The sequence below is a fragment of the Acidovorax sp. CF316 genome, assembly GCF_000276605.1.
In the GTDB taxonomy this organism is placed as follows: domain Bacteria; phylum Pseudomonadota; class Gammaproteobacteria; order Burkholderiales; family Burkholderiaceae_C; genus Acidovorax.
In genome coordinates this window covers 1-19,661 of sequence record NZ_AKJX01000132.1, presented here as the reverse complement: position 1 = coordinate 19,661, position 19,661 = coordinate 1, and the positions used below count along the sequence as shown (strand labels likewise).

24 protein-coding genes are annotated in these 19,661 nt (G+C 69.1%); 13 read left to right on the top strand and 11 right to left on the bottom strand.

The features are described from left to right. Positions 1–120: 120 nt before the first annotated feature. Together PMI14_RS35320 and PMI14_RS16405 are read right to left on the bottom strand one after the other, a co-directional pair. Entirely contained in the window at positions 121–267 is a 147-nt protein-coding gene (locus tag PMI14_RS35320) for a hypothetical protein (RefSeq protein WP_007856235.1), read from the bottom strand. Positions 268–828: 561 nt separating this feature from the next. Further along, positions 829–2,061, bottom strand: coding sequence for an MFS transporter (locus tag PMI14_RS16405; RefSeq protein ID WP_007856234.1), 1,233 nt, complete (start codon positions 2,059–2,061; stop codon positions 829–831). An 86-nt stretch (positions 2,062–2,147) separates the two neighbouring features. Here PMI14_RS16405 and PMI14_RS16400 point away from each other — a divergent pair, with 86 nt between their 5' ends. Continuing rightward, positions 2,148–2,783, top strand: a complete 636-nt coding sequence (locus tag PMI14_RS16400) for a TetR/AcrR family transcriptional regulator (protein ID WP_007856233.1) — start codon at positions 2,148–2,150, stop codon at positions 2,781–2,783. A 164-nt stretch (positions 2,784–2,947) separates the two neighbouring features. Here PMI14_RS16400 and PMI14_RS16395 read toward each other — a convergent pair whose 3' ends face one another. Further along, positions 2,948–3,430 (bottom strand): thermonuclease family protein, encoded by a 483-nt coding sequence (locus PMI14_RS16395; RefSeq protein ID WP_007856232.1) that lies wholly within the window; start codon positions 3,428–3,430, stop codon positions 2,948–2,950. 322 nt (positions 3,431–3,752) lie between these two features. Here PMI14_RS16395 and PMI14_RS16390 point away from each other — a divergent pair, with 322 nt between their 5' ends. Beyond that, a complete protein-coding gene (locus PMI14_RS16390; RefSeq protein WP_007856231.1) occupies positions 3,753–4,484 on the top strand; it encodes a DUF6796 family protein in 732 nt (243 codons plus the stop codon). Positions 4,485–4,586: 102 nt separating this feature from the next. Continuing rightward, complete coding sequence (locus tag PMI14_RS16385; protein ID WP_007856229.1) at positions 4,587–5,066, top strand: tetratricopeptide repeat protein; 480 nt, start codon at positions 4,587–4,589, stop codon at positions 5,064–5,066. A gap of 70 nt (positions 5,067–5,136) precedes the next feature. Here the strand turns inward: PMI14_RS16385 and PMI14_RS16380 are convergent, their stop codons facing one another. Then, the gene (locus PMI14_RS16380) at positions 5,137–5,784 is read right to left on the bottom strand and encodes a PepSY domain-containing protein (RefSeq protein ID WP_007856228.1); all 648 of its coding nucleotides are present in this window, start codon (positions 5,782–5,784) and stop codon (positions 5,137–5,139) included. A 112-nt stretch (positions 5,785–5,896) separates the two neighbouring features. On the opposite strand from PMI14_RS16380, the gene PMI14_RS16375 reads away from it, so the two are divergent. The 3 genes from PMI14_RS16375 to PMI14_RS16365 are packed head-to-tail and all read left to right on the top strand — an operon-like array spanning position 5,897 to position 8,772. Further along, on the top strand, positions 5,897–6,649 hold the full coding sequence (locus PMI14_RS16375) for a PepSY domain-containing protein (RefSeq protein ID WP_035204149.1): 753 nt from the start codon (positions 5,897–5,899) through the stop codon (positions 6,647–6,649). Further along, entirely contained in the window at positions 6,650–7,339 is a 690-nt protein-coding gene (locus PMI14_RS16370) for a response regulator transcription factor (protein ID WP_007856226.1), read from the top strand. Next, a complete protein-coding gene (locus tag PMI14_RS16365) occupies positions 7,339–8,772 on the top strand; it encodes a sensor histidine kinase (RefSeq protein WP_007856224.1) in 1,434 nt (477 codons plus the stop codon). Before PMI14_RS16370 ends, PMI14_RS16365 begins: the two co-directional genes overlap by 1 nt. An 11-nt stretch (positions 8,773–8,783) precedes the next feature. Here PMI14_RS16365 and PMI14_RS16360 read toward each other — a convergent pair whose 3' ends face one another. Continuing rightward, positions 8,784–9,230, bottom strand: coding sequence for a VOC family protein (locus PMI14_RS16360; protein ID WP_007856223.1), 447 nt, complete (start codon positions 9,228–9,230; stop codon positions 8,784–8,786). Positions 9,231–9,445: 215 nt separating this feature from the next. On the opposite strand from PMI14_RS16360, the gene PMI14_RS33595 reads away from it, so the two are divergent. Further along, a complete protein-coding gene (locus PMI14_RS33595; protein ID WP_007856222.1) occupies positions 9,446–9,862 on the top strand; it encodes a hypothetical protein in 417 nt (138 codons plus the stop codon). A 37-nt stretch (positions 9,863–9,899) separates the two neighbouring features. Here PMI14_RS33595 and PMI14_RS16350 read toward each other — a convergent pair whose 3' ends face one another. Together PMI14_RS16350 and PMI14_RS16345 are read right to left on the bottom strand one after the other, a co-directional pair. Continuing rightward, the gene (locus tag PMI14_RS16350; protein ID WP_007856220.1) at positions 9,900–10,721 is read right to left on the bottom strand and encodes an AraC family transcriptional regulator; all 822 of its coding nucleotides are present in this window, start codon (positions 10,719–10,721) and stop codon (positions 9,900–9,902) included. 68 nt (positions 10,722–10,789) lie between these two features. Beyond that, positions 10,790–11,068 (bottom strand): hypothetical protein, encoded by a 279-nt coding sequence (locus PMI14_RS16345; RefSeq protein WP_007856218.1) that lies wholly within the window; start codon positions 11,066–11,068, stop codon positions 10,790–10,792. Positions 11,069–11,240: 172 nt separating this feature from the next. On the opposite strand from PMI14_RS16345, the gene PMI14_RS16340 reads away from it, so the two are divergent. Beyond that, a complete protein-coding gene (locus PMI14_RS16340) occupies positions 11,241–11,681 on the top strand; it encodes a cyclopropane-fatty-acyl-phospholipid synthase family protein (protein ID WP_007856217.1) in 441 nt (146 codons plus the stop codon). 6 nt (positions 11,682–11,687) lie between these two features. On the opposite strand, the gene PMI14_RS16335 is transcribed toward PMI14_RS16340, so the two are convergent. Next, entirely contained in the window at positions 11,688–12,023 is a 336-nt protein-coding gene (locus tag PMI14_RS16335; RefSeq protein WP_007856216.1) for a hypothetical protein, read from the bottom strand. 163 nt (positions 12,024–12,186) lie between these two features. On the opposite strand from PMI14_RS16335, the gene PMI14_RS16330 reads away from it, so the two are divergent. From PMI14_RS16330 to PMI14_RS16320, 3 genes are all read left to right on the top strand, one after another. Then, positions 12,187–12,522: a DUF1330 domain-containing protein gene (locus PMI14_RS16330; protein ID WP_007856215.1), complete on the top strand. Its 336-nt coding sequence runs from the start codon at positions 12,187–12,189 to the stop codon at positions 12,520–12,522. A 320-nt stretch (positions 12,523–12,842) separates the two neighbouring features. Next, positions 12,843–13,172, top strand: a complete 330-nt coding sequence (locus PMI14_RS34920; RefSeq protein WP_007856214.1) for a hypothetical protein — start codon at positions 12,843–12,845, stop codon at positions 13,170–13,172. Positions 13,173–13,624: 452 nt separating this feature from the next. Continuing rightward, on the top strand, positions 13,625–14,092 hold the full coding sequence (locus PMI14_RS16320) for a hypothetical protein (RefSeq protein WP_007856213.1): 468 nt from the start codon (positions 13,625–13,627) through the stop codon (positions 14,090–14,092). 28 nt (positions 14,093–14,120) lie between these two features. Here PMI14_RS16320 and PMI14_RS16315 read toward each other — a convergent pair whose 3' ends face one another. Next, entirely contained in the window at positions 14,121–15,383 is a 1,263-nt protein-coding gene (locus tag PMI14_RS16315; protein ID WP_007856212.1) for an MFS transporter, read from the bottom strand. Positions 15,384–15,517: 134 nt separating this feature from the next. Here PMI14_RS16315 and PMI14_RS16310 point away from each other — a divergent pair, with 134 nt between their 5' ends. Together PMI14_RS16310 and PMI14_RS16305 are read left to right on the top strand one after the other, a co-directional pair. After that, positions 15,518–16,441, top strand: a complete 924-nt coding sequence (locus tag PMI14_RS16310) for a LysR substrate-binding domain-containing protein (protein WP_007856206.1) — start codon at positions 15,518–15,520, stop codon at positions 16,439–16,441. A 384-nt stretch (positions 16,442–16,825) separates the two neighbouring features. Continuing rightward, positions 16,826–17,284 carry a putative immunity protein gene (locus PMI14_RS16305; protein ID WP_007856205.1) on the top strand — a complete coding sequence of 153 codons (459 nt, stop codon included), beginning with the start codon at positions 16,826–16,828 and terminating at the stop codon, positions 17,282–17,284. Position 17,285: 1 nt separating this feature from the next. Here the strand turns inward: PMI14_RS16305 and mnmH are convergent, their stop codons facing one another. Together mnmH and selD are read right to left on the bottom strand one after the other, a co-directional pair. Next, positions 17,286–18,404 (bottom strand): tRNA 2-selenouridine(34) synthase MnmH, encoded by a 1,119-nt coding sequence (gene mnmH / locus PMI14_RS16300; protein WP_007856203.1) that lies wholly within the window; start codon positions 18,402–18,404, stop codon positions 17,286–17,288. Further along, complete coding sequence (gene selD, locus PMI14_RS16295) at positions 18,401–19,480, bottom strand: selenide, water dikinase SelD (protein WP_007856202.1); 1,080 nt, start codon at positions 19,478–19,480, stop codon at positions 18,401–18,403. Before selD ends, mnmH begins: the two co-directional genes overlap by 4 nt. Positions 19,481–19,661 lie beyond the last annotated feature (181 nt).

Below are 19,661 nucleotides of genomic sequence, written 5' to 3'. Positions count from 1 at the left end.
TTTGGTGACTTTCTCTTGGCGACGCAAGAGAAAGTTACTGCGCCGCCGGGCGCACATCCCGGCCCCCGCCATCAGCAAAAGCATGCTGCAACAACGAGGCACAGTACACCGACCCCCCACTCACCCCATCGGCTTCCACTGCGGCGCCTCAGGTTCCGGAAACAGCAGCGCCTCGCGCGCCGGCCGCTGCATGGCCTCCCACTGACGGCGGCGCTTGATATCGCGGGGGCGGAGCTTCTCGGGCTGGGTTCTGTGGGTGCGGGACATGGTAGGTACCTCCTCTTGGGGTGGTGCCTCCATTGGCGCGCAGACCGCGCTCTGTAGCTGTCGGACGGTTTCGACGCAGGCCATCGGCCGGCGCCGAAGGCGTGTGCAAGGCCGTGCCGACGGAAAACGCGTACACAGAAAAAAAACAGCCCGCGGTGGGCGGGCTGTGAACTTGCTGTTCAGCAAGGGAGGGGTGGGTGTCGATGCGGTATCGACAGGAGCAATACTAAAGACGGAGCCCGGCCATTTTTGTAGGACGGCGCCCCATTGGCGTGTGTCCAAAAGCGGAAGGCGCTGCCCGGCCAAGTGGGGGGCCTCCTGAGGCAAGGCGCTGAAAGGCTGTAGGAATCGTCTGACGCGCCGAGTTTGCAAAAGACTGCATGAAATTGTTGCAGGGCGTTTTACGCTCATGCCTTCTTCACGGAGGACCACATGCCTATCTTGGGAATCGTCTTTGGCATCCAGGCCATTGCCATCGTCGCCGCACTGTCGCTGAGCCTGGCCATCTACTCCTGATCCGGATTTCGCCGGGCGGTCAGCCAGGCAGCCAGCCAGCCCCGGTCAGGCGGCATCACGCCGCAGCATCAGCCCCAGCGCCGTGAGCCCGAGGGCCAGCAGCGCCAGCCCGAACCCCAGCGCCGTGGCATGCAGCCCGAAGAGGCCGGCGGCCAGCCCGGCTACGATGGCCGGCAGGCTGAACGCCAGGTAGCTCAGCACGAAAAAGCCCGACATCAGCCCCCCGCGATCTGCCGCCGTGGCGGTGCCCACCAGGCTGCGCAGCGAGCCGTTGAAGCCCGAGCCAAACCCCACCCCCGCCACCACCGTGCCCGCGAAGAAGGCCACGCTCGAATGCAGCGCAATGCCCGCCAGCGTGACCGCCAGGCCCAGCACCAGGGCCACCGTGCCCAGCAGCAGCACCTGGCGTGGTGGCCGGGTGCGCACGAACACTATGGCCACGGCGGCCGTGAGCACCAGCGCGCAGATGAGGGCGCCGCCCAGCACCGGCGCCTGGCTGCCCGTGATGACCCGCGCCAACGTGGGCCCGAGCGAGAGGTAAAAGCCCCCCAGTGACCACAGCGCGGTGTTCAGCGGCAGGATGCGCACCAGCGTGGCGCGCGAGCTGGCCGGTATGGCGATGCGCGGGCGCAGCGAGCGCCAGGCGCCCGGGCGGCGCACCACCGTTTCGGGCAGGAAGACTGCGGCCAGCGCCTGCAGCACGAACAGCGCCAGCAGCAGCTCGAACACCAGCGCCGTGTGCGTGGGCGCAAACTGCACCAGCGCGCTGGTGCCCAGGGCCCCGACGGCCATGCCCAGCATGGGCGCCACGGTGTTCACCAGGGCGCCGCGCTCGGGGTGCAGGTCGATCAGCGCCGCGCTGAGCACGCTGGTGGCAATGCCCGTGGCCAGGCCCTGCACGATGCGCGCGGCAAACAGCCAGGCCACCGAATCGGCCTGCCAGAAGAGCACGGTGGAGGCGATCTCCAGCACCAGCGCCAGCAGCACCACCTCGCGCCGGCCCCGGTGGTCCGAGAAGGTGCCGAACAGCAGCGCCGTGCCCAGCAGCGCGAAGGCGTAGCTGGCAAACACCAGCGTCAGCGTGAGTGCCGAGAAGCCCCAGCTGTCGCGGTACAGCGCGTACAGCGGCGAGGGGGCGCTGGACGCTGCCAGAAACCCCACCAGGATGGAGGCCAGCAGCCACAGGGCCTGGGCATGGCCCATCCTGCGGACGGGGGCCGAGGGTGGGGCCATGGCGGCGTGCGGCGTGGCGGCTGTGGCGGCAGGGTTCGTGGCCATGGAAACTCCAGTGCAATACAAAAGCAAAGAATTTGCTTTTGCGTATTAAACCACTAAAGCAATCTTTTTGCTTTAGCATCGGGGCCATGAACCCCAGACCAGCCCCTCGCCCCGGGGGACGCAGCGCCCGCGTGCAGGCCGCCGTGCACCGCGCCACCAACGAGCTGGCCGAGCAGATCGGCCGCGCGCAGCTCACCGTGCCGCTGATCGCCGCGCAGGCGGGCGTGACGCCCTCCACCATCTACCGCCGCTGGGGTGACCTGGCCGAGCTGCTGGCCGACGTGGCGCTGGACCGCTTTCGCGCAGACGCCGAGCCCGCGGACACGGGCAGCGTGGAAGGCGACCTGCAGGCCTGGGCCGAGCAGTTTTTCGAGGAGATGGGTTCCGAGGTCGGCCAGACCATGCTGCGCGACGTGCTGGCCGGCCGCATCCAGGGCAGCATGGCCGTGCCCAGCCAGTGCGCGGCCTACACGGCCAGCCAGATCGAGATCATCCTGGCGCGCGGCAGCGCGCGCGGCGAGGCCGTGCCCACGGTGGACGCGCTCATGGATGGCGTGGTCGCCCCCATCATCTACCGCACCCTGTTCGGGCCCGCCCGGGCCAGCCATGCGCTGGTGCGGGAGCTGGTGGGCGGGTGCATGGCCGGTGCGGCCCGGCCAGGCGCGCAGCCCAGCGACGCAGCCCTGGCGCTGGACGGCCTGGCAGGGCCGATGCTGGAGTAGGGCAGCGGGCTCCGTGTGGCACCACCGCTGCGGCATGGCCGCAGGCGCGGATCAGCCAGGATGCGGAAAAGGCCACCGCTGCGGGCCCTGCCCAAGGGCGCAGCAGGTGCCTGCACCTGCGGGCCCACCGCGTTCGTTGGCTGATGGGCGTGTGGCGGGGCGGCTCAGGGGTAGCGCTGGGGGCTGGCCACGGGGCCCGTGGGCTTGAGCTTGCGCGTGGCGCGCCAGTCCCAGGGCGGCAGCGGGCTGTTCTGCACCCACAGCCCGCGCCCGGCGGCCTGGGCGCGCAGCTGGATGTCGGCCAGCGCCTCGTAGCCCAGGCCCACCTTGGGGTCGTACCAGACCATGCCGGCGCGCAGCTGCTCGGTGGCCGCGTCCTTGCCCTGGCACTCCACGTCGGCCACGGTGCGGCCATGGACGTCCACCGCGGTGTTGCTGAGCTTGACCTTCTGCGGTATCAGGCACAGGTTGACCAGGCTTTTGTGCGAGAGATCGCCATAGGGCTGGCGCAGTTCGGGCGCATCGATGGCGCGGATGGCGACAAAGGTCTCCTCGTTGCGCGTCACGTCGCCGCAGCGGGCGCGGAAAGAGTCGCCATCTTGGATGGCAACGACCAGGCAGAGCAGGGTGGCGGTGGTCAGGGGCATGGCGGGGCCGGGGGGTGCGGGGTGGGGGCTGCGGCAGTGCAGGCGGGCGCAGGTGCTTGACCATGCCCGTGCGTGCAAGCGGCCTCTCGCGCCGCGGCACGCGGGTGGTGCCTGTCGATCCGTACTGCCATCCCTCTCACCCCGATTGTGTGTTGGTGGAATTTTTGTGGCGCTATTTTGCTATGACTGGGCGGGCCTGCAGCAGGTTGGCGCACGGTTTTGGGGGCGCTCACCCAAATGCCGCTTACAGTCGCGGCGATCCGCTGTCCGGAAACTCTTCGCTTCACGACAAACACCATCGCACCAAGGAAGGCGCTGCCGCATGAGCAACCACCCCGACGATCCGGTCCATCCCCCCCGCGCCCGGCTGGCCGGCAGCCTGGGCATTCTGGGCGCGCTGCTGCTGTTTGTCGGCGACATGCTCCTGCTGGGCCACTGGGGGGCTGCCGCTGATTTCCGCGCCGGGATGCTGGAGCTGATCCGCTCGGCGCCGGTGGAGCGCATCTGGGCCGGCGGCCTGCTCGGACCCGTGGCGGGGGCCTTGCTGGTGGCGGGCTTCTGGCAGCTGTGCCAGGGGGTGAAGGCACCGGCGGGGTGGGCGGTGCGCGCGATGTTCGGCCTGTTCCTGCTGTTTGCGGTGGGACTGGCGGCCATCCATTCCGTGTGGGCGGTGTTCGAGCTGCTCATCCGCTCGTGCGTGGATGGCGCGGCCGGTGGGGCACCCGCGGCATGCCAGGCGCAGGCCGAGGCGGTGCAGGCCTACATGCGGGTGTCGCTGCTGGGCCTGGCCGTGCCTGGGGCGCTTGCCTCCGTGATCCTGGCCGTGCTGGTGCTGCGCGGGCGCACGCCGTGGCCGCGCTGGGCGGTGCTGGCCAATCCGCTGCTGCTGGTGGCGGTGTTGCTGCCGGCCTTTGCCGCAGCGCCTGCGCCCGTCGGGGCGGTGCTGCTGGGCGGCTCGGCAAGCATCCTGCTGCTGGTGTTTTTCGTGGTGGCCCAAGGCAGTGCCAGGGGCGTGCGCGGTGAACCAGCCGGCGTGCTTGCCGGGGTGCCATGAAAGCCGGGCATGATGGCTGGATTGCCGGGGCCACCGCGCCGGCCCCGGGCCTGGATTCTCCGGTTTCTTTTTCTTTTCTTCACTTCACAGGAAGGCAAGGCAATGTCCGATGCAGAGCACAACCCTTATGAAGACGCCACGGCGGCCTATGACCGGGGGCACCTGAACAAGGCTTTCACGGGCTTTCTGGCGGGGGCGCAGGCGGGCGATGTGGACTGCATGGCCATGGTGGCGGTGATGTACGGCGCGGGCGAGGGCGTGCGCATCGACCTGGCGCAGTCCATCGAATGGGACAAGAAGGCCATTGCCGCAGGTAGCGAGCTGGCGTTCTTGAACATCGGCATCAGCTACCGCTGCATGGGCGACATGGTGAGCGCCAAGCGCTGGTTCCTGCGCGCGCTGGATGCCGGCGACGCGGAGGCCGCGCTGCAGCTGGCCAAGCTCTACATGGTGAGCGACCTGGAGGTGGCGACGGTGCGCAAGTACCTGCAGATCGCCATCGACAGCGCCAACGCCCTCGACGAGACGAAGCTGGAGGCCCGGCAACTGCTGGCGCTGGGCACGCAGCCTGCCAAGCGGTGACCGACGCCGGCGGTGCGCTCTGCGTGGCCGCAGCCAGGCTGCGGACTGCAGCCTGCTGCGCTGAGGGCCCTCAGTCGTCCAGCCGTTCGCTCAGCACCTGGGCCGTGTGCGGGTCCAGGCGCAGCTCCACCGACTGGCCGGCGAGGTTGGTGGCCTCGGCCTCCCAGTGGCCATCGTCGTAGTCCAGGTCGTGCACCCGCGTGTAGCCGGCCTGCTGCAGGGCCAGGCGGATCTGCTCGGCACCGAGCACGGCCTGCTGGTTGGCAAAGCCGCCGCTGCGGCCGACCTGGCTGAGCACCTCCAGCGTCTGGGGGTGCAGCACGAGTTCGTTCTTTTCGCCATGGACCAGGCTCTGGCGTGCCTCGGCCTGCCAGAAACCGTCGTCGAGCTCCAGGTCGTGCACATGGGCCCAGCCGGCGGCGCGCAAGGCCTGGGTCACCTGCGCCACGCCGGGCAGGGTGGTGCCGATGTCGCTCTTGCGCACGGCGGTGAAGCTGGCGTCGGCATCCTTGACCAGCACCGTGGCGCGCTGGCCGTCGTTGGCGATGGCCTCGGCAGTCCAGTAGCCGTGCTGCTTTTGCAGGCCGTGCGTGGCCACGTGGTGGTTCTGGGTGATCACGTTGAGCGCGTCCTGCGCGCCCATGGCCAGGGCCATGGAGGGCAGGGTGGCCACCGCAGCGGCTGCGGTGAGGGACAGGCTCAGAAGGGTCTTTTTCACGGTGCTTTCCTTTCGTTGACAAGAATGGGCGGCAGTGTGGTGCGCTGTGCCTAAACACGGCGTGAAGCCCTTGTTCATGGGGCGTTTAGGATCGTCCGCAATAATCCCCGCGATGCAACGATGGACGAGTCTCTTACCGTGTGCCGCCTGCGCGGCGCTGGTGCTGGCGCTGGCTTGCACACCGGCGCTGGCGGCGCCACCGGGCATGGCCGCAGAGCAGGATGCGGCGCGGCGCGGCGTGCTCAACGGGCAGCTCAAGCCGCTCAACAGCGTGATCGCCGAGATCAGCCGCCAGTACAACGGCCGCGTCATCGATGTGGAGACCGAGCGCGGGCGCAAGGGCGAGCTGCGCTACGAGATCAAGCTCATCGACGCGCAGGGCCGCAAGCACGAGGTGCTGGTCGATGCCGCCACCGGCGCCGTGGTGGCGCAGGAGAGTGACTGGCCCACGCAGCCCGTGGGCCCCGCGCAGATGGCGCGCTACATCAAGCGCCTGGAGCAGCGCTTTGGCGCGCGCGTGTCGGAGGTGGAGTTCGAGCGCGATGCGCAGGGCCAGGCGGTGTACGAGGTCAAGCTCTCCGAGAAGCCGGCGGGCCAGATGAAGCTGCTGATGGACGTGTCCACGGGCGAGGTGATCCACCCGCCCCAGGGCGCCGCCCCCAAGGCCGCCATCAAGCCCATGTGGGCCCTGCTCGAATCGCTGAACCCGCGCTTTGGCGGCCTGGTTATGGAGGTGGAGCTGGAGACCGACCACCGGCGCCAGCCGCACTACAGCGTGGAGCTGCTGCAGCCCAACGGCCACAAGCTGGAGCTGGAGGTGGATGCCGTGACCTTGCAGGTGCTGCGCCAGAAGGTAGATGACTAAATGCGTGTGTTGGTGGTTGAAGACGATGTGGCGCTGGCTGGCCAACTGCGGCTGGCGCTGGAGGCGGCAGGCTTTGCCGTGGATGTGGAGCACGATGGCGAGGCCGCGTCCTTTGCCGGCACGGCCGAGGCCTACAGCGCCGCGGTGCTGGACCTGGGCCTGCCCCGCAAGGACGGGCTGAGCGTGCTGCGCGACTGGCGCGAGGCCGGCGGCGGCTGGCCGGTGCTGGTGCTCACGGCGCGTAACCGCTGGAGCGACAAGCTCGCGGGCTTCAACGCTGGGGCCGACGATTACCTGACCAAGCCCTTTCTGATGGACGAGGTGGTGCTGCGCCTGCGCGCCATGCTGCGGCGCACGGCGGGCGTGGCCGCCAGTGTGCTGCGCGCCGGGCCACTGGAGTACGACGTGGTGCAGGGCCGCTTCGTGCTGCAGGGCCAGGGGCTGCAGCTGACGGCGCAGGAGCACCGCATTCTGGCCTACTTCATGCACCACCCGGGGCGGCTGCTCACGCGCGGTGACATCAGCGAGCATGTGTACGCGCGCGACCTGGACCCGGACTCGAACACGCTGGACGTGCTGATCGGCCGCATCCGCCGCAAGCTCGGCGGTGCGCCCCGGCTGGTGACCGAGCGCGGCCAGGGCTTTCGGCTGGAGGCCGGCCCCGGCGACGCACCCCGGGGGCCGGCCTGATGGCGCTGGCCCAGCGGCTGGCGCTGCGGCTGGCGCAGTGGCCTATGGCCACGCGCATCGTGCTGTTGGCCCTGGTGCCCATGCTGGTGCTGGTGGGCGCAGGCGGCTGGTGGCTGCGCGCGCAGATGCACCAGAGCCTGCTGGCCAGTTTCGAGCAGGTGCTGCGCGACAAGGCCCAGCGCGTGGGCGCGCGCTTGCTGGTGGGCCCGCAGGGCGGGCTGCGCGAGCAGGGCGGCGCGGTGGACGAGTTCAGCGCCATCTATGGCGGCTGGTACTGGCGTGCGCAGGCCGGCGGGGCGGTGCTGCGCTCGCGCTCGCTGTGGGACATGGACGCTCCGCCCACCGCAGCCGAGCCCGCGCGCGGCTCGCCCGTGCTGCACCTGGCCACGGGGCCGATGCAGGAATCCCTGCTGGCTTACACCAGCGCCGTGCAGATCGGGCCGCCTGCGGCTGAAGCGACGCTGGTGGTCTACGGCCCGGCGGCGCAGCTGCAGGACAGCATGCGCCAGATCGACCGCACCCTGGTGCTGGCCGCCCTGGCGCTGATGGCCCTGGCCGGCGCCCTGGCCTGGCTGCAGGTGCGCGTGGGCCTGGCGCCCCTGCGCCGGTTGGAGGCGCTGCTGGCGGCCCTGCGCGCGCCCCAGGGCCCGGGCGCCGATGTGGCCCGGCACCTGGCCGCCCCCACCGGGCGCGACCTGCAGCCCCTGCAGGCCGAGCTGGCCGGCCTGCTGGCGCACAACGCGCATGTGGTGGCGCGCGCCCGCGCGCATGCGGTGGACCTGAACCACGCCCTCAAGAAACCTTTGGCCCTGCTCAGTGCCCAGGCGAGCGCGCAGACCCTGGTGCCTGCCGCCGAGGTGCAGCGCCAGGTGGCCGCCATGGCCCAGCTGGTGGACCGCTACCAAGCCCGCACCCTGAGCGATGCGCTGCATGCCCACCCTGGCGCTGCCGGCCCGGCGGTGGACGTGCGCGAGTGCGCGGGCCAGGTGCTGCAGATGATGCAGCGCCTGCACGCGGCGCAGGAGCTGGACTGGGAGCTGAACGACCAGGCCCCGCCCGGCCCGCTGCGCTGGCGCGGCGAGCGCGCCGACCTGGAGGAGGTGCTGGGCAACCTGCTGGACAACGCGGGCAAGTGGGCCGCCTCGCGCGTGCGCCTGTCGCTGCAGGTGCAGGCCCTGGGTGCGCCCGGGCAGGGCGCCGAGGGCGCGGCCCTGGTGCTGCAGGTGGAGGACGACGGCCCCGGCATGACGCCCGAGCAGCTGCAGGCCGCCGGGCAGCGCGGCCTGCGCTTTGACGAGTCGGTGCAGGGCAGCGGGCTGGGCCTGGCCATTGCGGGCCAGATCGCCCAGGCCTATGGCGGGCGGCTGGAGCTGGGCAAGAGCGCCGGCCTGCGCGGGCTGGGCGCGCGCGTGGAGCTGCGCGGGCTGGTTTAGAAGAAACGGGCTCAGCCGCCCTGCGCCATCAGCGCGTCGTAGCGGCGCTGCATCTCCTCGGGCGTGACTTTCTCGATGGAGTGGCCGATGTTCCAGCGGTGGCCGAAGGGGTCGCGCACCACGCCGCCGCGCTCGCCATAGAACTCGTCCTGTGCGGGCCGCTCCAGCGTGGCGCCCAGGGCCACGGCGCGGGCGATCACGGCGTCGGCGTCGTCCACGTGCAGGTGCAGCGACACACAGGTGGGTGCGCCCGGCCGGGGACCCAGGATGTCCATCTCGGGGTACTCGTCGCTCAGCATCAGCGTGGTGCCACCGAAGTCCAGTTCCGCGTGGCCGAGCCGGCCGGTCGGGGGCTCGGTCAGGCGAAACAGCTCGCGCGCGCCGAAGGCCTGTTCGTAGAAGCGGATGGCGGCCGCGCCGTCGGTAACGTGCAGGTAGGGGAAGAGTTCATGGACCATGCGGACATCTCCTGGGGGTGGAAGTTGAGCCCCACTGTAGGCCCGGCGGCCGGCGCTGTCTTGAAGAAAACTGACCTGCACCTCGGCTGGTGCAGGGAGGGCCGGGTGGCGCAACCCGGACAGGTCGACGGCACGCAGTCCTACTTCCAGGCCCCGGGGCGGCTTCGTATTCCCTGTTACGGCGATTGGCCGTTTCAACCCCAGGAGATACCACCATGAACACCATGTCGAACCAAGCCACCCTGTCCACCCCCCGCAAGATGCCTGCCCTGCGCCAGCTCGTGGCCGTTCCCCTCGTGGCGCTGGCCGCGCTGGGGCTCACGGCATGCGACAGCATGTCATCCAAATCGGCCAGCTCGGGGGCGTCGCCATCGGGCATGTCGTCGGCCAGCGGCGCCAACTCCGGTGCCACGGGCGGACGCACCATGGGCAGCGGCGCCAGTGGCACAGGTGCCACCACCAGCGCCACGGGCATGAGCGGCTCTGCCGGCACCAGCCCTTCGTCGAGCGGCAGCGGCACCGGCAACTCGGGAACCGGCATGGGCTCCGGCAGTGGCGGCACCGCGGGTGGCACGGGCGGCAGTGCTCCCGGCGCAGCGGGCGCGCCAGGTGGCGCTGGCGGTTCGCGCTGAGCGCGGCTTTGCCTCTGAACCGCTGCAGCGCTGTGCGTCAGCCCACGCGCACATGGTTGCGCTGTGCCGGTGCGGCGCGCAGCCAGTCCGTGGGGGTGACGCCGGTGAGCGCGCGGAACTCGCGCGTGAAATGCGCCTGGTCGGCAAAGCCGGTATCGGCCGCCATGCCGGCGGCCGGCCGGCCTGGCGTCTGCAGCCCGGCCAGCGCCAGTTGCAGCCGCAGCACGCGCGCATGCTGCTTGGGTGCCAGGCCCGTGGCATCGCGAAAGCGTGCGATCAGGTGGCGGTGGCTCAGCCCGCTGGCCTGCACGGCCTGTTGCACGGCTGCGCCGCCATGCAGGCTGGCCAGGGCCGCGGCCACGGCCGGGTGCAGGCCGCGCACCTGGGTGGCCATGCGTGCCAGCAGCCAGCGCTCCAGCACCTGCAGGCAGGCGGCAGGGTCGTGCTGCGCCTGCAGGCGCTCCATCAGTTCAGCCTCCGCGCCCGGGCCGCACAGGTCGGCCAGCGGGATGTGGCGCTCTGCCAGATCGGCGGCACTGGTGCGCAGCAGGGCGCCTGCCGCGCCGGGTTCGAACTGGGCCCCCACCGACCAGCCGTGCGTGCCGGCCTGCTTGGCGTAGTAGCCGGCCCGGGCGCCGCCCACGACGGCAGGGCCAGGCGACCAGGCCTCGCCGCCGTGCGGCGCAGCGCCCGGCAACAGCAGTTGCAGCGGTGGGCCGCCCCAGCGCAGGGCCAGGTGCATGTGGCCGGTGGGCAGCACATGCTCGCGCCCGGGGCGGGCGGATTCCAGTGGGGTGAAGCCCGCCCACAGCAGGCGCACGAAGGGGCGCAGCGGGGCGATGGGCGGGCGGGCAAGCATCGGGGCAGCCCTGGTGGGTGTGTGGCGTACCAGCCCCGTTCAGCGCGGTGGCTCCGGGGTGCCGCTGGTCAGGCCTTGAATCGGCGGGCCTGCAGCGCGGCCGCGTAGTCGGCCACCACGCGGGCAATGGCGCCCTTGTCGTTGGCCTCCAGGGCGGTGCGCTCCTGGAACAGCTTGCTGCGCTCGGCCACCAGGCGCTCCATCTTGGCGGTGTCGGGGTTGGGGCGGTTGCTCTCGTACTGGATGTCGGCCACCACGGTGGCCAGCCAGGCGGCAAGGCAGGCGCTGGCGGCCTGCTGGTGGCTGGGGGCGGTGGTGGTCTGTGGCGCTGGCTGGGCGTCGGTCATCGTCATGGCTCCTGGGTGGTCTTGTGGGTGGTGGAGGGGCGTTTGTCCCCCCGTGGGCTCGAATGTAACGCGCCTGCGGCGCACGGAATGTAACGCGTCTGCAGCGCGAGGAATGTAAAGCGCCTGCGGCGCGAGGTGCCCATCATCGCGCACCAGGCAGCACAATGCCTTCATGAACCCACCGCATTTGTCACCCCGGCTGGCCGAGCTGGTGGGCGCCTTGCCGCTGCAGGCCGGCATGCGCGTGCTGGAGGTGGGCTGCGGCCCGGGCGCGGCGGCGCGCGCGGTGCTGCAGCGCCTGGGCGGGAAGGGCCAGGTTCTGGCCATCGACCGCTCGGCCAAAGCCATTGCGCTGGCCGTGGCGGGCTCTGGCGCCGAGCTGGCCACGGGGCGGCTGGTGTACCGGCAGGTGGCGGCCGAGGAGCTGGTGCTGGACGCGGGCGAGGCGCGCTACGACCTGGCGTTTGCCATCCGCGTGGGGGCGCTGGATGGGCGCCATCCGCAAGCAGGGCGATTTGCTTTGCAACGGATTGCCCAGGCCTTGGTGCCCGGTGGGCGGCTGTTCATCGATGGGGGCGGCCCGCTGCGCGAGCTTGCCTTGCCCCCGGAGTAAGCCCGCTCAGCACACCACCAGGTGCTCCACCCCGTCGCGGACCTGGGACAGGTCTTCGCGCCAGTAGTGGGGGTCGTTCACCTTGCGCCATGCCACGCCCAGGCCTGGCGCCATGTCCCGCGTGGCCGGGTCGAACAGATTGCCAAGCGACACGAAGAGGCTGCCCGCGTGGGGCCAGTCGGCCCGCTCCACCTGCACCAACGGGTTGCCGCGCCGCAGCTCGGCCAGCAGGCAGGCCTGCAGCCCGGCGGGCAGGGCCTTCAGGATCGCCAGGGCCTGCAGGTTGTGCGTGGGGACGAAGGGCAGGAAGTCTTCGCTGGTGGCGGTTGCTGCGGTGGGCATGGGCGGGCAGTGTATCTGTGTGCGCGTTTTCTCTGTTCCTGTGCGGTGGCAGAACCATGACATGCCAGGTAATCGACGCGATGCAGGGCGGCTTCTACAGTGGCTCCTGACAGCTGCAATCCATCCATTCATTCATCCATTCCACCATCGAAGGAGATCCACCATGTCCGCCTATGCCATCGGCCTGCTCGAAGACCTGCAGTTCGGCCCCGACATCGTCAGCTACCTGCAGCGCATCGACGCCACGCTGGAACCCTATGGCGGTGAGTTCCTGGTGCACGGCACGCGCCCCGAGTTGCGCGAGGGCACGTTCGGTGGCGACTGCGTGGTGATCCGCTTCCCTACCATGGAGCAGGCGCGGGCCTGGTATGACTCGGACGCCTACGCGCCGCTGATTCCGCTGCGCACGCAGCATTCGCGCTCCACGGTGTTCTTGCTGGAGGGGGTGAAGGAGGTGCCGTACCGGGCGGCGGGCTTGCTGGAGAAGCTGGGGGTGTAGGCTTGCAGGGTCGGCTTTTTGTCGAGAACGGTGGCGGGCAGCCCTGATCGTTGCCTCTCGTGGCGCCTTGGTCTGTGAGCGTCTGAGCGTTGACAATACAGGGGATGAAAATTTGGATCGCTTCCGTTCTGATCGTCGTGGCGCTGGGTTGGCTACTTTTTGAGTTTTTGCAACCGCGCAGGGCGTGTTGTGGTCAGGTCAACGACGCGGTTCGCTTGACTTGGGCTGTTGGGGCGCCGGACTGTGTGTAGCGACTGCGAGTGAAGTACCATGGATTGCTTGCACCCGAGTGCCCACAAACTGGAAGCCAGGAATTTCCGATGGTGATGCAAGAGTCGAGGGTTGCAGACCTCAACGCAGCCGTTGCACGTGCTCGCGGTGGCGTGGCCATCTTGTGGGAATATGCCGCGTCACTGAGCGAACTGACTATCCGTATTACGTGGCGCGGTACTTCAGAGAATCTGCATATCGTCTGCAATGGCTGCACCCGCCTGGAGGCGGATGCAGGCTGGAATGACGTCAACTTGGAGTGGGAGCATGCGGGATCGGGTGCGATCCGGCTTATCGATAGACAGGCCCATTTCCTTCTTCTCTGCGCGCAGGTTCGGGTATTTGACAATATTGAGCCCATCTACTGGGAAGATCGGTAGAGTGCCAGGTTCCATTTGTAAGCCTGAGGCAATCAATCCTGGCTTGACAGCAGCTATATGCATAGTTTTTTTGAGGCGCCCGAGTGGCTCTGATCTCAAAGAGCGTCAGGAGAATAGATGAGCAATCTTCGCCGAGCGACATATTGGGCGCTTCTGCTGGTAGGCAGTATGGCCCTGGTCGTGCAGCGATTTTTTCTGTTCAGCGTTCCTGCGTGGATCGACGTGCTGGTGGTGGGGCTGGGGGCGGCCTGCATCCTTTGCGCGTCTCGGTTGGAGAGGGCGAAATGTTGAGGATGCGACAGCTAAAAAGATGTGATGCTTTGCTTTGCAAGCATGGTCAATCATGCAGTATGAAGAAGCAAGCATTATTATCCTCGGGTAGCCCGATCGTGTTGCTTGAATGATCCTCTGTCGACTCAATATCGGGAATGCTTGACCCAAGGAATATCGAAATGGATGAAAAGTACGGCCCAGCCCCCGTACCTGGCATAGCGGAATGGGGTGATTTGCACCTTGATCTGGATGTGGCCTCGTCCTTTGACCGGTTCAGTGGCCTCACTCGGATGCAAGCGCTTGAACGACTGAATAGGGACTTTGAAAAAGACTTCCTGGATGACTTCCTCTTTCTGCCCGAATCGGTCTTTTCCTATTATTTTCCAGCGCTGATTGAATTGGCTTTGGACATGGAAACGCAAGACTCATACAGCCATCAGAACTTCATACGCGGCATTTTTATCCTTACGAAAGCTCGTATGTTCGAAGCCCCCGGAGCCCTGGCCCAGTGGTGGCCCTCTCTCGGGCCCGCACTGAGACGGTTGGCTGATGCCCAGGCAGCCTACGGCTTCGATGCCACCATCGACGAGAACTATGGTCTGACATGGGCGTCATGGGATCAAACAGCCAGGCCCGAGGATTGTTGACTGTCTGGATTCGCTGTTGTCGCAGGCTTCAGGCCATCGCCCCCTGCCGAACTACCCGCGCCTCCTTGATCGGCAGGTTCACCAGCGCGGCTGCAAGCGCCAGCGCGGCATCGGCCCACCACATCCAGGTGTAGGCGCCGGTGTTGACCACCGTGAGGCCGCCCAGCCAGGCGCCGAAGAAGCCGCCGATCTGGTGGCTGAGCAGGGTCAGGCCGAACAGGGTGGCCAGGTAGCGCGTGCCGAAGAGCTTGGCTGTGAGCCCCGCGGTGGGGGGCACGGTGGCCAGCCAGGTGGCGCCGAGCACGGCGGCGAAGGCGTAGAAGGTCCACGCGTCCTTGGGTGCGGCCAGGTACAGCAGCACGGCCACGGCGCGCGAGGCGTACATCCAGAACAAAATCATCTTCATGCGCACGCGCGAGCCCAGGGCACCGGCGGCCAGGCTGCCGGCCACGTTGGCCAGGCCGATGATGGCCAGCGATGTGGCCGCCACGTTGGGGCTGAGGCCGCACAGCGCCACCTCGCCGGGCATGTGGGTGACCAGAAAGGCGATGTGGAAGCCGCAGGTGAAGAAGCCCGCGTGCAGGCACCAGTAGCTGCGGTCGCGCAGGGCCACGCGCAGCTGCTGGCGCAGGGTCATGCCTGTGTCGCCGCCAGCGTTGCCCTGGGCGGGTTTGCTGCGGTCGCTGCCGCGCAGCCACCAGGCCATGGGCGCGGTGGTGAGGGCGAGCGCAGCCATGGTCCACATGGCGCTCATCCAGCCGAAGGCGGACATGATGGCCTGGTTGAGCGGCGCGAAGACGAACTGCCCCGCGCTGCCGCCGGCGTTGATGACGCCTCCAGCGAACGAACGGCGTTCGGCCGGAATGCGCTGCGCCGTGGCGCCGATAAGGATGGAGAAACTGCCCGCCCCGGCGCCCGCCGCGCTGAGCAGGCCGATGGCGAAGATCAGCCCGAACTGGCTGGTGACCTGCGTGGTGAGTGCCGAGCCCGCCGCCAGCAGCACGGCCCCGAGCACGATCACGCGGCCCGGGCCCCAGCGGTCGGCAACCGCGCCGAAGACGGGCTGCACCGCGCCCCACACCAGCTGCGCAATCGCCATGGCAAAGCTGATACTGGCCACGCCCAGGCCGGTGTGGGTGTTGAGCGGCGAGAGGAACAGCCCCAGCGACTGGCGCGAGCCCATGGTGACCATGAGGATGGCGGCGGCCACGGCGACCAGGAGCCATGGGTTGGTGGGGTTCGCGCTGCTGCTGCTGCTGCTGCTGCTGCGGTCGTGGCTGCGTTCTGGCATGGATGAAAAACTCTGGACTGTGGGAATAGCGTGCCCCCGGGGGCTCGACTGTCGGCAGCGCAGATTGTGGGGTTGCACGCCCTGGCCGGCAATCGATTAGATTTGCGCTATAGCGTAGAAAATCTGCACCATCCATGACTACCATCCCTGTTCCCATCAAGGCACTGCTGGCCTTCAATGCCGCGATGCAGCACGCCAGCTTCAGCCTGGCCGCGCAAGAGCTGCACGTGACGCCCGGTGCCGTGGGCCAGCAGATGAAGAACCTGGAGGACTGGCTGGGCACGCCGCTGTTCGTGCGCTCGGTGCGCCAGGTGCAGCCCACGGCGCAGGCACTGGCCTACTGGGGCACCGTGGGCCCGGCGCTGGCACGCATCACGCAGGCCAGCGAGGAGCTGCGCGCCCAGCAACGACAGCAGGCACAGCTGCAGCGCAATGCGGTCTGGCTGTCGATGCCGCCCACCCTGGCGGCCAAGTGGTTCGCGCCGCGCATGGCGGCGTTTTTGCAGCACCGGCCCGATGTGTCGCTGCACCTGGGCGCAACCACGGTGCTCAGCGACTTCGAGCGTGACCCGGTGGACCTGGCGATCCGCTATTTCGACGGCAGGGACCGGGCGCTGCACTGCACGCTGCTGTACCCGGACGAAGCACGCCTGTATTGCGCCCCGGCCTATGCACGCAAGATGCGCCTGAAGGCGCCCGACGACCTGGTGCGTGCCACGCTGCTGCACACGACCTTGTTGCCGTACTGGAAGCCCTGGCTGCAGCGCTACAGCCAGCTTTCCGACGCGCGCATCGACGCCATTGCGGGCCAGCATTTCGACCAGAGCATGATGGCGCTGGAGACGGCGCGCCATGGGCAGGGGGTGGTGTTGAGTAGTTCCATCCTGACCGAGGTGGAGTTGCGGGAGGGGTGGTTGGTGGAGCCGTTTCCGACGCTGCGGTTGCCGATTTCCAAGGGGTACTACCTGGTGCACCGGCGCGGTGGGGCGCTGCGGCCTGCGGCGGGGGCGTTGAAGGAGTGGTTGGTGGCTACGGCGAAGGCGGAGAGGGCGGGGTAGATGGTGTAGGCGGGGCGGATCTCTGGTTCACTGATCAATGGTGTGATCTGGCGTGCCTGTCATTGGCGATGCGGTCGCTGGGTTGTATGGGCTGACACGCACCCACCCCAGCTCCTGCGCTTCTCGGCGCAGCCAGCAGGGGTGGGAGCGGGGTCAAAGACGGCTGCTGCTTCGCAGCTGCGCCTTGGGGTCGGGCCGCGCTGCCGGCAAGTGGGGCGCTATCGCTGTGCCCGGGCCCAGCGCGGCGAGGTAGTTGGGGCGCCTCCGCGGGGGCGGAGTAGGTACAAAACGGGGGGGCTGGCTGCGTCGCCTGCTTGGCGATTCGGTTGGCACGGTGGATGATGGCGCCTTGTCCGCCTCGCGTGAAAAAACGGAACGACCGCCATGAACGAAGAGCTCACCGCACTGGCCCGGTCCCTGGACCTGGCGCATGAATCCAACGCGCAGCTGCGCTATGCCTTCGGCTTGGCCTGCGTGGAGCGGGTGCGGCATCTGCTGGAGGATGCGCGCGCAGTGGCGGCGCTGGACCGCCTGGGGGCCTATGTGGCGGGCGCGCTGGACTTTGCCGGGCTGGAGGCTGCCCGCGGCGAGGTGGAGCGGGTCGCGAGAAGCCACCCGGGATCGAAGTCGATCGACGGCACGGCGCATGCGGCCGTGTCGGCGACGAATGCGGTGGCACACGCGCTGGCCGGGCGTGCGCTGGATGCTGCCAGCTACGCCGCCTATGCCTCGGTGTATGCCTATGGCGGTGCGGCGGTGATGGACCGGTCTGCCTTTGGCGATGAATTCCGGTGGCAGGTGCAGGCGCTCACGCGGCTGGCGGGGCAGCGCTCGGCGGCATAGTTCAGGGCGACGCTGGCGCTCCCTGAGCCCCTTGCGGTGCTTGCCCTGCCTGTTCTTCTGCGCCGTGGCCGTCGCCGTTGCGCAGGCTGGTAACCTTGTGGGCAAGCGCCTCGATACCCGGCGGCGATAGATCCGCCGCGTCCACCACCTGCCGCTGCTCCCAGGCGCGGAAGTACGAGCGGTGCGAGCGGGCGTACGAGGGGTCGTAGTGCCGTGTGGCCAGGGCCTCGAACAGCTGGGGCAGTTGGCGCGCGAGGGCCATGGCCTGCCAGGCGGCGATGGTTTCGTTGCCGTGCAGGGGTTTCAAGGGCGCCAGCTGGTCGGCCAGCCACTGGGGGCGGTCGCCCAGGTAGGCGTAGTCGCGCAGCAGGTATTCCACGCGCGCGGCGGTGCTGGCGCGCAGCTCGATGCAGGGGCTGGCGCGCATGCGTTCGACCAGGATGAGGGGCACGGTGAGTCGGCCGATGCGGCGGCCTTCGCCCTCGATGTACAGGGGGCGGGCCGGGTCCAGGTGTTCGAGCACGCTGGCGATGGCGGTTTCGAAGGCGGTTTGCGAGGGCTGGGCCACATCGGGCAGGGCGCCGAGCAGCGAGCCCTTGTGCCGGGCCAGGGCCTCCAGGTCCAGCACCTGCTGGCCCTGTGCGGCCAGGGCGTGCAGCAGCCGGGTCTTGGCGGTGCCGGTGGCGCCACACAGCACCACCAGGGGCAGGGCGGGGGCGCGCTGTGCGATGGTGTCGATGACGTGGCGGCGCCAGGCCTTGTAGCCACCGGCCAGTTGCTGGGCGTCCCAGCCCACCATGCGCAGCCAGGTGGTCATGGAGCCGCTGCGCAGGCCGCCGCGCCAGCAGTAGACCAGGGGCTTCCAGCCCGGCGGGCGGTCGGCCAGCGGGCCCTGCAGGTGGCGCGCCAGGTTGGCGGCCACCATGGCGCCGCCCACGCGCCGCGCCTCGAAGGCGCCGACCTGCTTGTACAGGGTGCCGACGATGCGCCGCTCTTCGTTGTCGAGCACGGGCAGGTTGATGGCGCCGGGGATGTGGTCGATGGCGTACTCGGCCGGGCTGCGCGCGTCGATCAGGGTGTCGAAGGCGTGCCGGTCGTGCACGCGCGTGGGCTCTTTCATGGCGCCACCGTGAGGCCGGCGGGGCCGCCTGTTGAGTCGTCCCTCATGTGCCCTACCACGGCGGCATCGGCAAAGCCCTGCTCGCGGAAGGTGCGCAGCACGGCATCGACCGCCTGCGGCGCGCAGCTGACCAGCAGGCCGCCGCTGGTCTGCGGGTCGGTGAGCAGCGCCTGGGCGGTGGCGGGCAGGCTGTCGGCCAGCGTGACCTCGGCGCCATAGCCCTCCCAGTTGCGGCGCGATGCGCCGGTGACGATGCCTTGTTCGGCCCAGGCGGCCACGCCGCCCAGCAGCGGCAGGCGGTGCCAGTCGAGCACGGCGCGCAGGCCGGCACCGCGCGCCATCTCCAGCGTGTGGCCGGCGATGCCGAAGCCGGTGACGTCGGTGAGGGCGTGCACGCCGTCCAGCTCGGCCAGCGCGATACCGGGGGTGTTCAGGCGCGTGGTGGTGTCCACCAGGCGGGTGTAGCCTGCGTCGTCGAGCAGGCCTTTCTTCAGCGCGGCCGAGAGCACGCCCACGCCCAGTGGCTTGCCCAGCACCAGCACGTCGCCGGCGCGCGCATCGCGGTTGCGGCGCACGCGCGCGGGGTGCACCAGGCCCATCACGACCAGGCCGTAGATGGGCTCGACCGAGTCGATGGTGTGGCCGCCGGCAATCGGTATGCCCGCCGCGCTGCACACGGCCTGGCCGCCTGCGAGCACGCGGCCGATGACCTCCACCGGCAACTGGTTGACCGGCATGGCCACGATGGCCAGCGCCATGATGGGGCGCCCGCCCATGGCATACACATCACTGATGGCATTGGTGGCCGCGATGCGCCCGAAGTCGAACGGGTCGTCGACGATGGGCATGAAGAAGTCGGTGGTGGCGATGAGGGCCTGCTCGTCGTTGAGCTGGTAGACGGCGGCGTCGTCGGCGGTTTCGATGCCTACCAGCAGTTCTTTGGGGAGCAGTGCGGCGAGTCCTGCGCCGCTGGTTTTCAGGATTTCGGAGAGGACGCCGGGGGCGATCTTGCAGCCGCAGCCGCCGCCGTGGGAGAACTGGGTGAGGCGGATGGGGGTGGGGCTTGGTGTGGTCATGAGGGCGTGCTTGCTGCGGCGGCTGTCTGGATTGTTGGTATTGTGCTTTGTGGTGGTGGTGGTGCTGCTGCTTGGCGGCTGTGGTTGCTTCTGTTCTTTTGCTTAGGGCGGAGGCCGGGATGTGCGCCCGGCGGCGCACCCACCTTCTTTTGCGTCGCCAAAAGAAGGTGGGCCAAGAAAA

Excerpts from the sequence above, each read along its gene's own strand:
- PMI14_RS35320 (WP_007856235.1), bottom strand. The coding sequence starts at position 267 with ATGTCCCGCACCCACAGAACCCAGCCCGAGAAGCTCCGCCCCCGCGAT.
- PMI14_RS16405 (WP_007856234.1), bottom strand. The coding sequence starts at position 2,061 with ATGGCCACGAACCCTGCCGCCACAGCCGCCACGCCGCACGCCGCCATG.
- PMI14_RS16400 (WP_007856233.1), top strand. The coding sequence starts at position 2,148 with ATGAACCCCAGACCAGCCCCTCGCCCCGGGGGACGCAGCGCCCGCGTG.
- PMI14_RS16395 (WP_007856232.1), bottom strand. The coding sequence starts at position 3,430 with ATGCCCCTGACCACCGCCACCCTGCTCTGCCTGGTCGTTGCCATCCAA.
- PMI14_RS16390 (WP_007856231.1), top strand. The coding sequence starts at position 3,753 with ATGAGCAACCACCCCGACGATCCGGTCCATCCCCCCCGCGCCCGGCTG.
- PMI14_RS16385 (WP_007856229.1), top strand. The coding sequence starts at position 4,587 with ATGTCCGATGCAGAGCACAACCCTTATGAAGACGCCACGGCGGCCTAT.
- PMI14_RS16375 (WP_035204149.1), top strand. The coding sequence starts at position 5,897 with ATGCAACGATGGACGAGTCTCTTACCGTGTGCCGCCTGCGCGGCGCTG.
- PMI14_RS16370 (WP_007856226.1), top strand. The coding sequence starts at position 6,650 with ATGCGTGTGTTGGTGGTTGAAGACGATGTGGCGCTGGCTGGCCAACTG.
- PMI14_RS16365 (WP_007856224.1), top strand. The coding sequence starts at position 7,339 with ATGGCGCTGGCCCAGCGGCTGGCGCTGCGGCTGGCGCAGTGGCCTATG.
- PMI14_RS16360 (WP_007856223.1), bottom strand. The coding sequence starts at position 9,230 with ATGGTCCATGAACTCTTCCCCTACCTGCACGTTACCGACGGCGCGGCC.
- PMI14_RS33595 (WP_007856222.1), top strand. The coding sequence starts at position 9,446 with ATGAACACCATGTCGAACCAAGCCACCCTGTCCACCCCCCGCAAGATG.
- PMI14_RS16350 (WP_007856220.1), bottom strand. The coding sequence starts at position 10,721 with ATGCTTGCCCGCCCGCCCATCGCCCCGCTGCGCCCCTTCGTGCGCCTG.
- PMI14_RS16345 (WP_007856218.1), bottom strand. The coding sequence starts at position 11,068 with ATGACCGACGCCCAGCCAGCGCCACAGACCACCACCGCCCCCAGCCAC.
- PMI14_RS16340 (WP_007856217.1), top strand. The coding sequence starts at position 11,241 with ATGAACCCACCGCATTTGTCACCCCGGCTGGCCGAGCTGGTGGGCGCC.
- PMI14_RS16335 (WP_007856216.1), bottom strand. The coding sequence starts at position 12,023 with ATGCCCACCGCAGCAACCGCCACCAGCGAAGACTTCCTGCCCTTCGTC.
- PMI14_RS16330 (WP_007856215.1), top strand. The coding sequence starts at position 12,187 with ATGTCCGCCTATGCCATCGGCCTGCTCGAAGACCTGCAGTTCGGCCCC.
- PMI14_RS34920 (WP_007856214.1), top strand. The coding sequence starts at position 12,843 with ATGGTGATGCAAGAGTCGAGGGTTGCAGACCTCAACGCAGCCGTTGCA.
- PMI14_RS16320 (WP_007856213.1), top strand. The coding sequence starts at position 13,625 with ATGGATGAAAAGTACGGCCCAGCCCCCGTACCTGGCATAGCGGAATGG.
- PMI14_RS16315 (WP_007856212.1), bottom strand. The coding sequence starts at position 15,383 with ATGCCAGAACGCAGCCACGACCGCAGCAGCAGCAGCAGCAGCAGCAGC.
- PMI14_RS16310 (WP_007856206.1), top strand. The coding sequence starts at position 15,518 with ATGACTACCATCCCTGTTCCCATCAAGGCACTGCTGGCCTTCAATGCC.
- PMI14_RS16305 (WP_007856205.1), top strand. The coding sequence starts at position 16,826 with ATGAACGAAGAGCTCACCGCACTGGCCCGGTCCCTGGACCTGGCGCAT.
- mnmH (WP_007856203.1), bottom strand. The coding sequence starts at position 18,404 with ATGAAAGAGCCCACGCGCGTGCACGACCGGCACGCCTTCGACACCCTG.
- selD (WP_007856202.1), bottom strand. The coding sequence starts at position 19,480 with ATGACCACACCAAGCCCCACCCCCATCCGCCTCACCCAGTTCTCCCAC.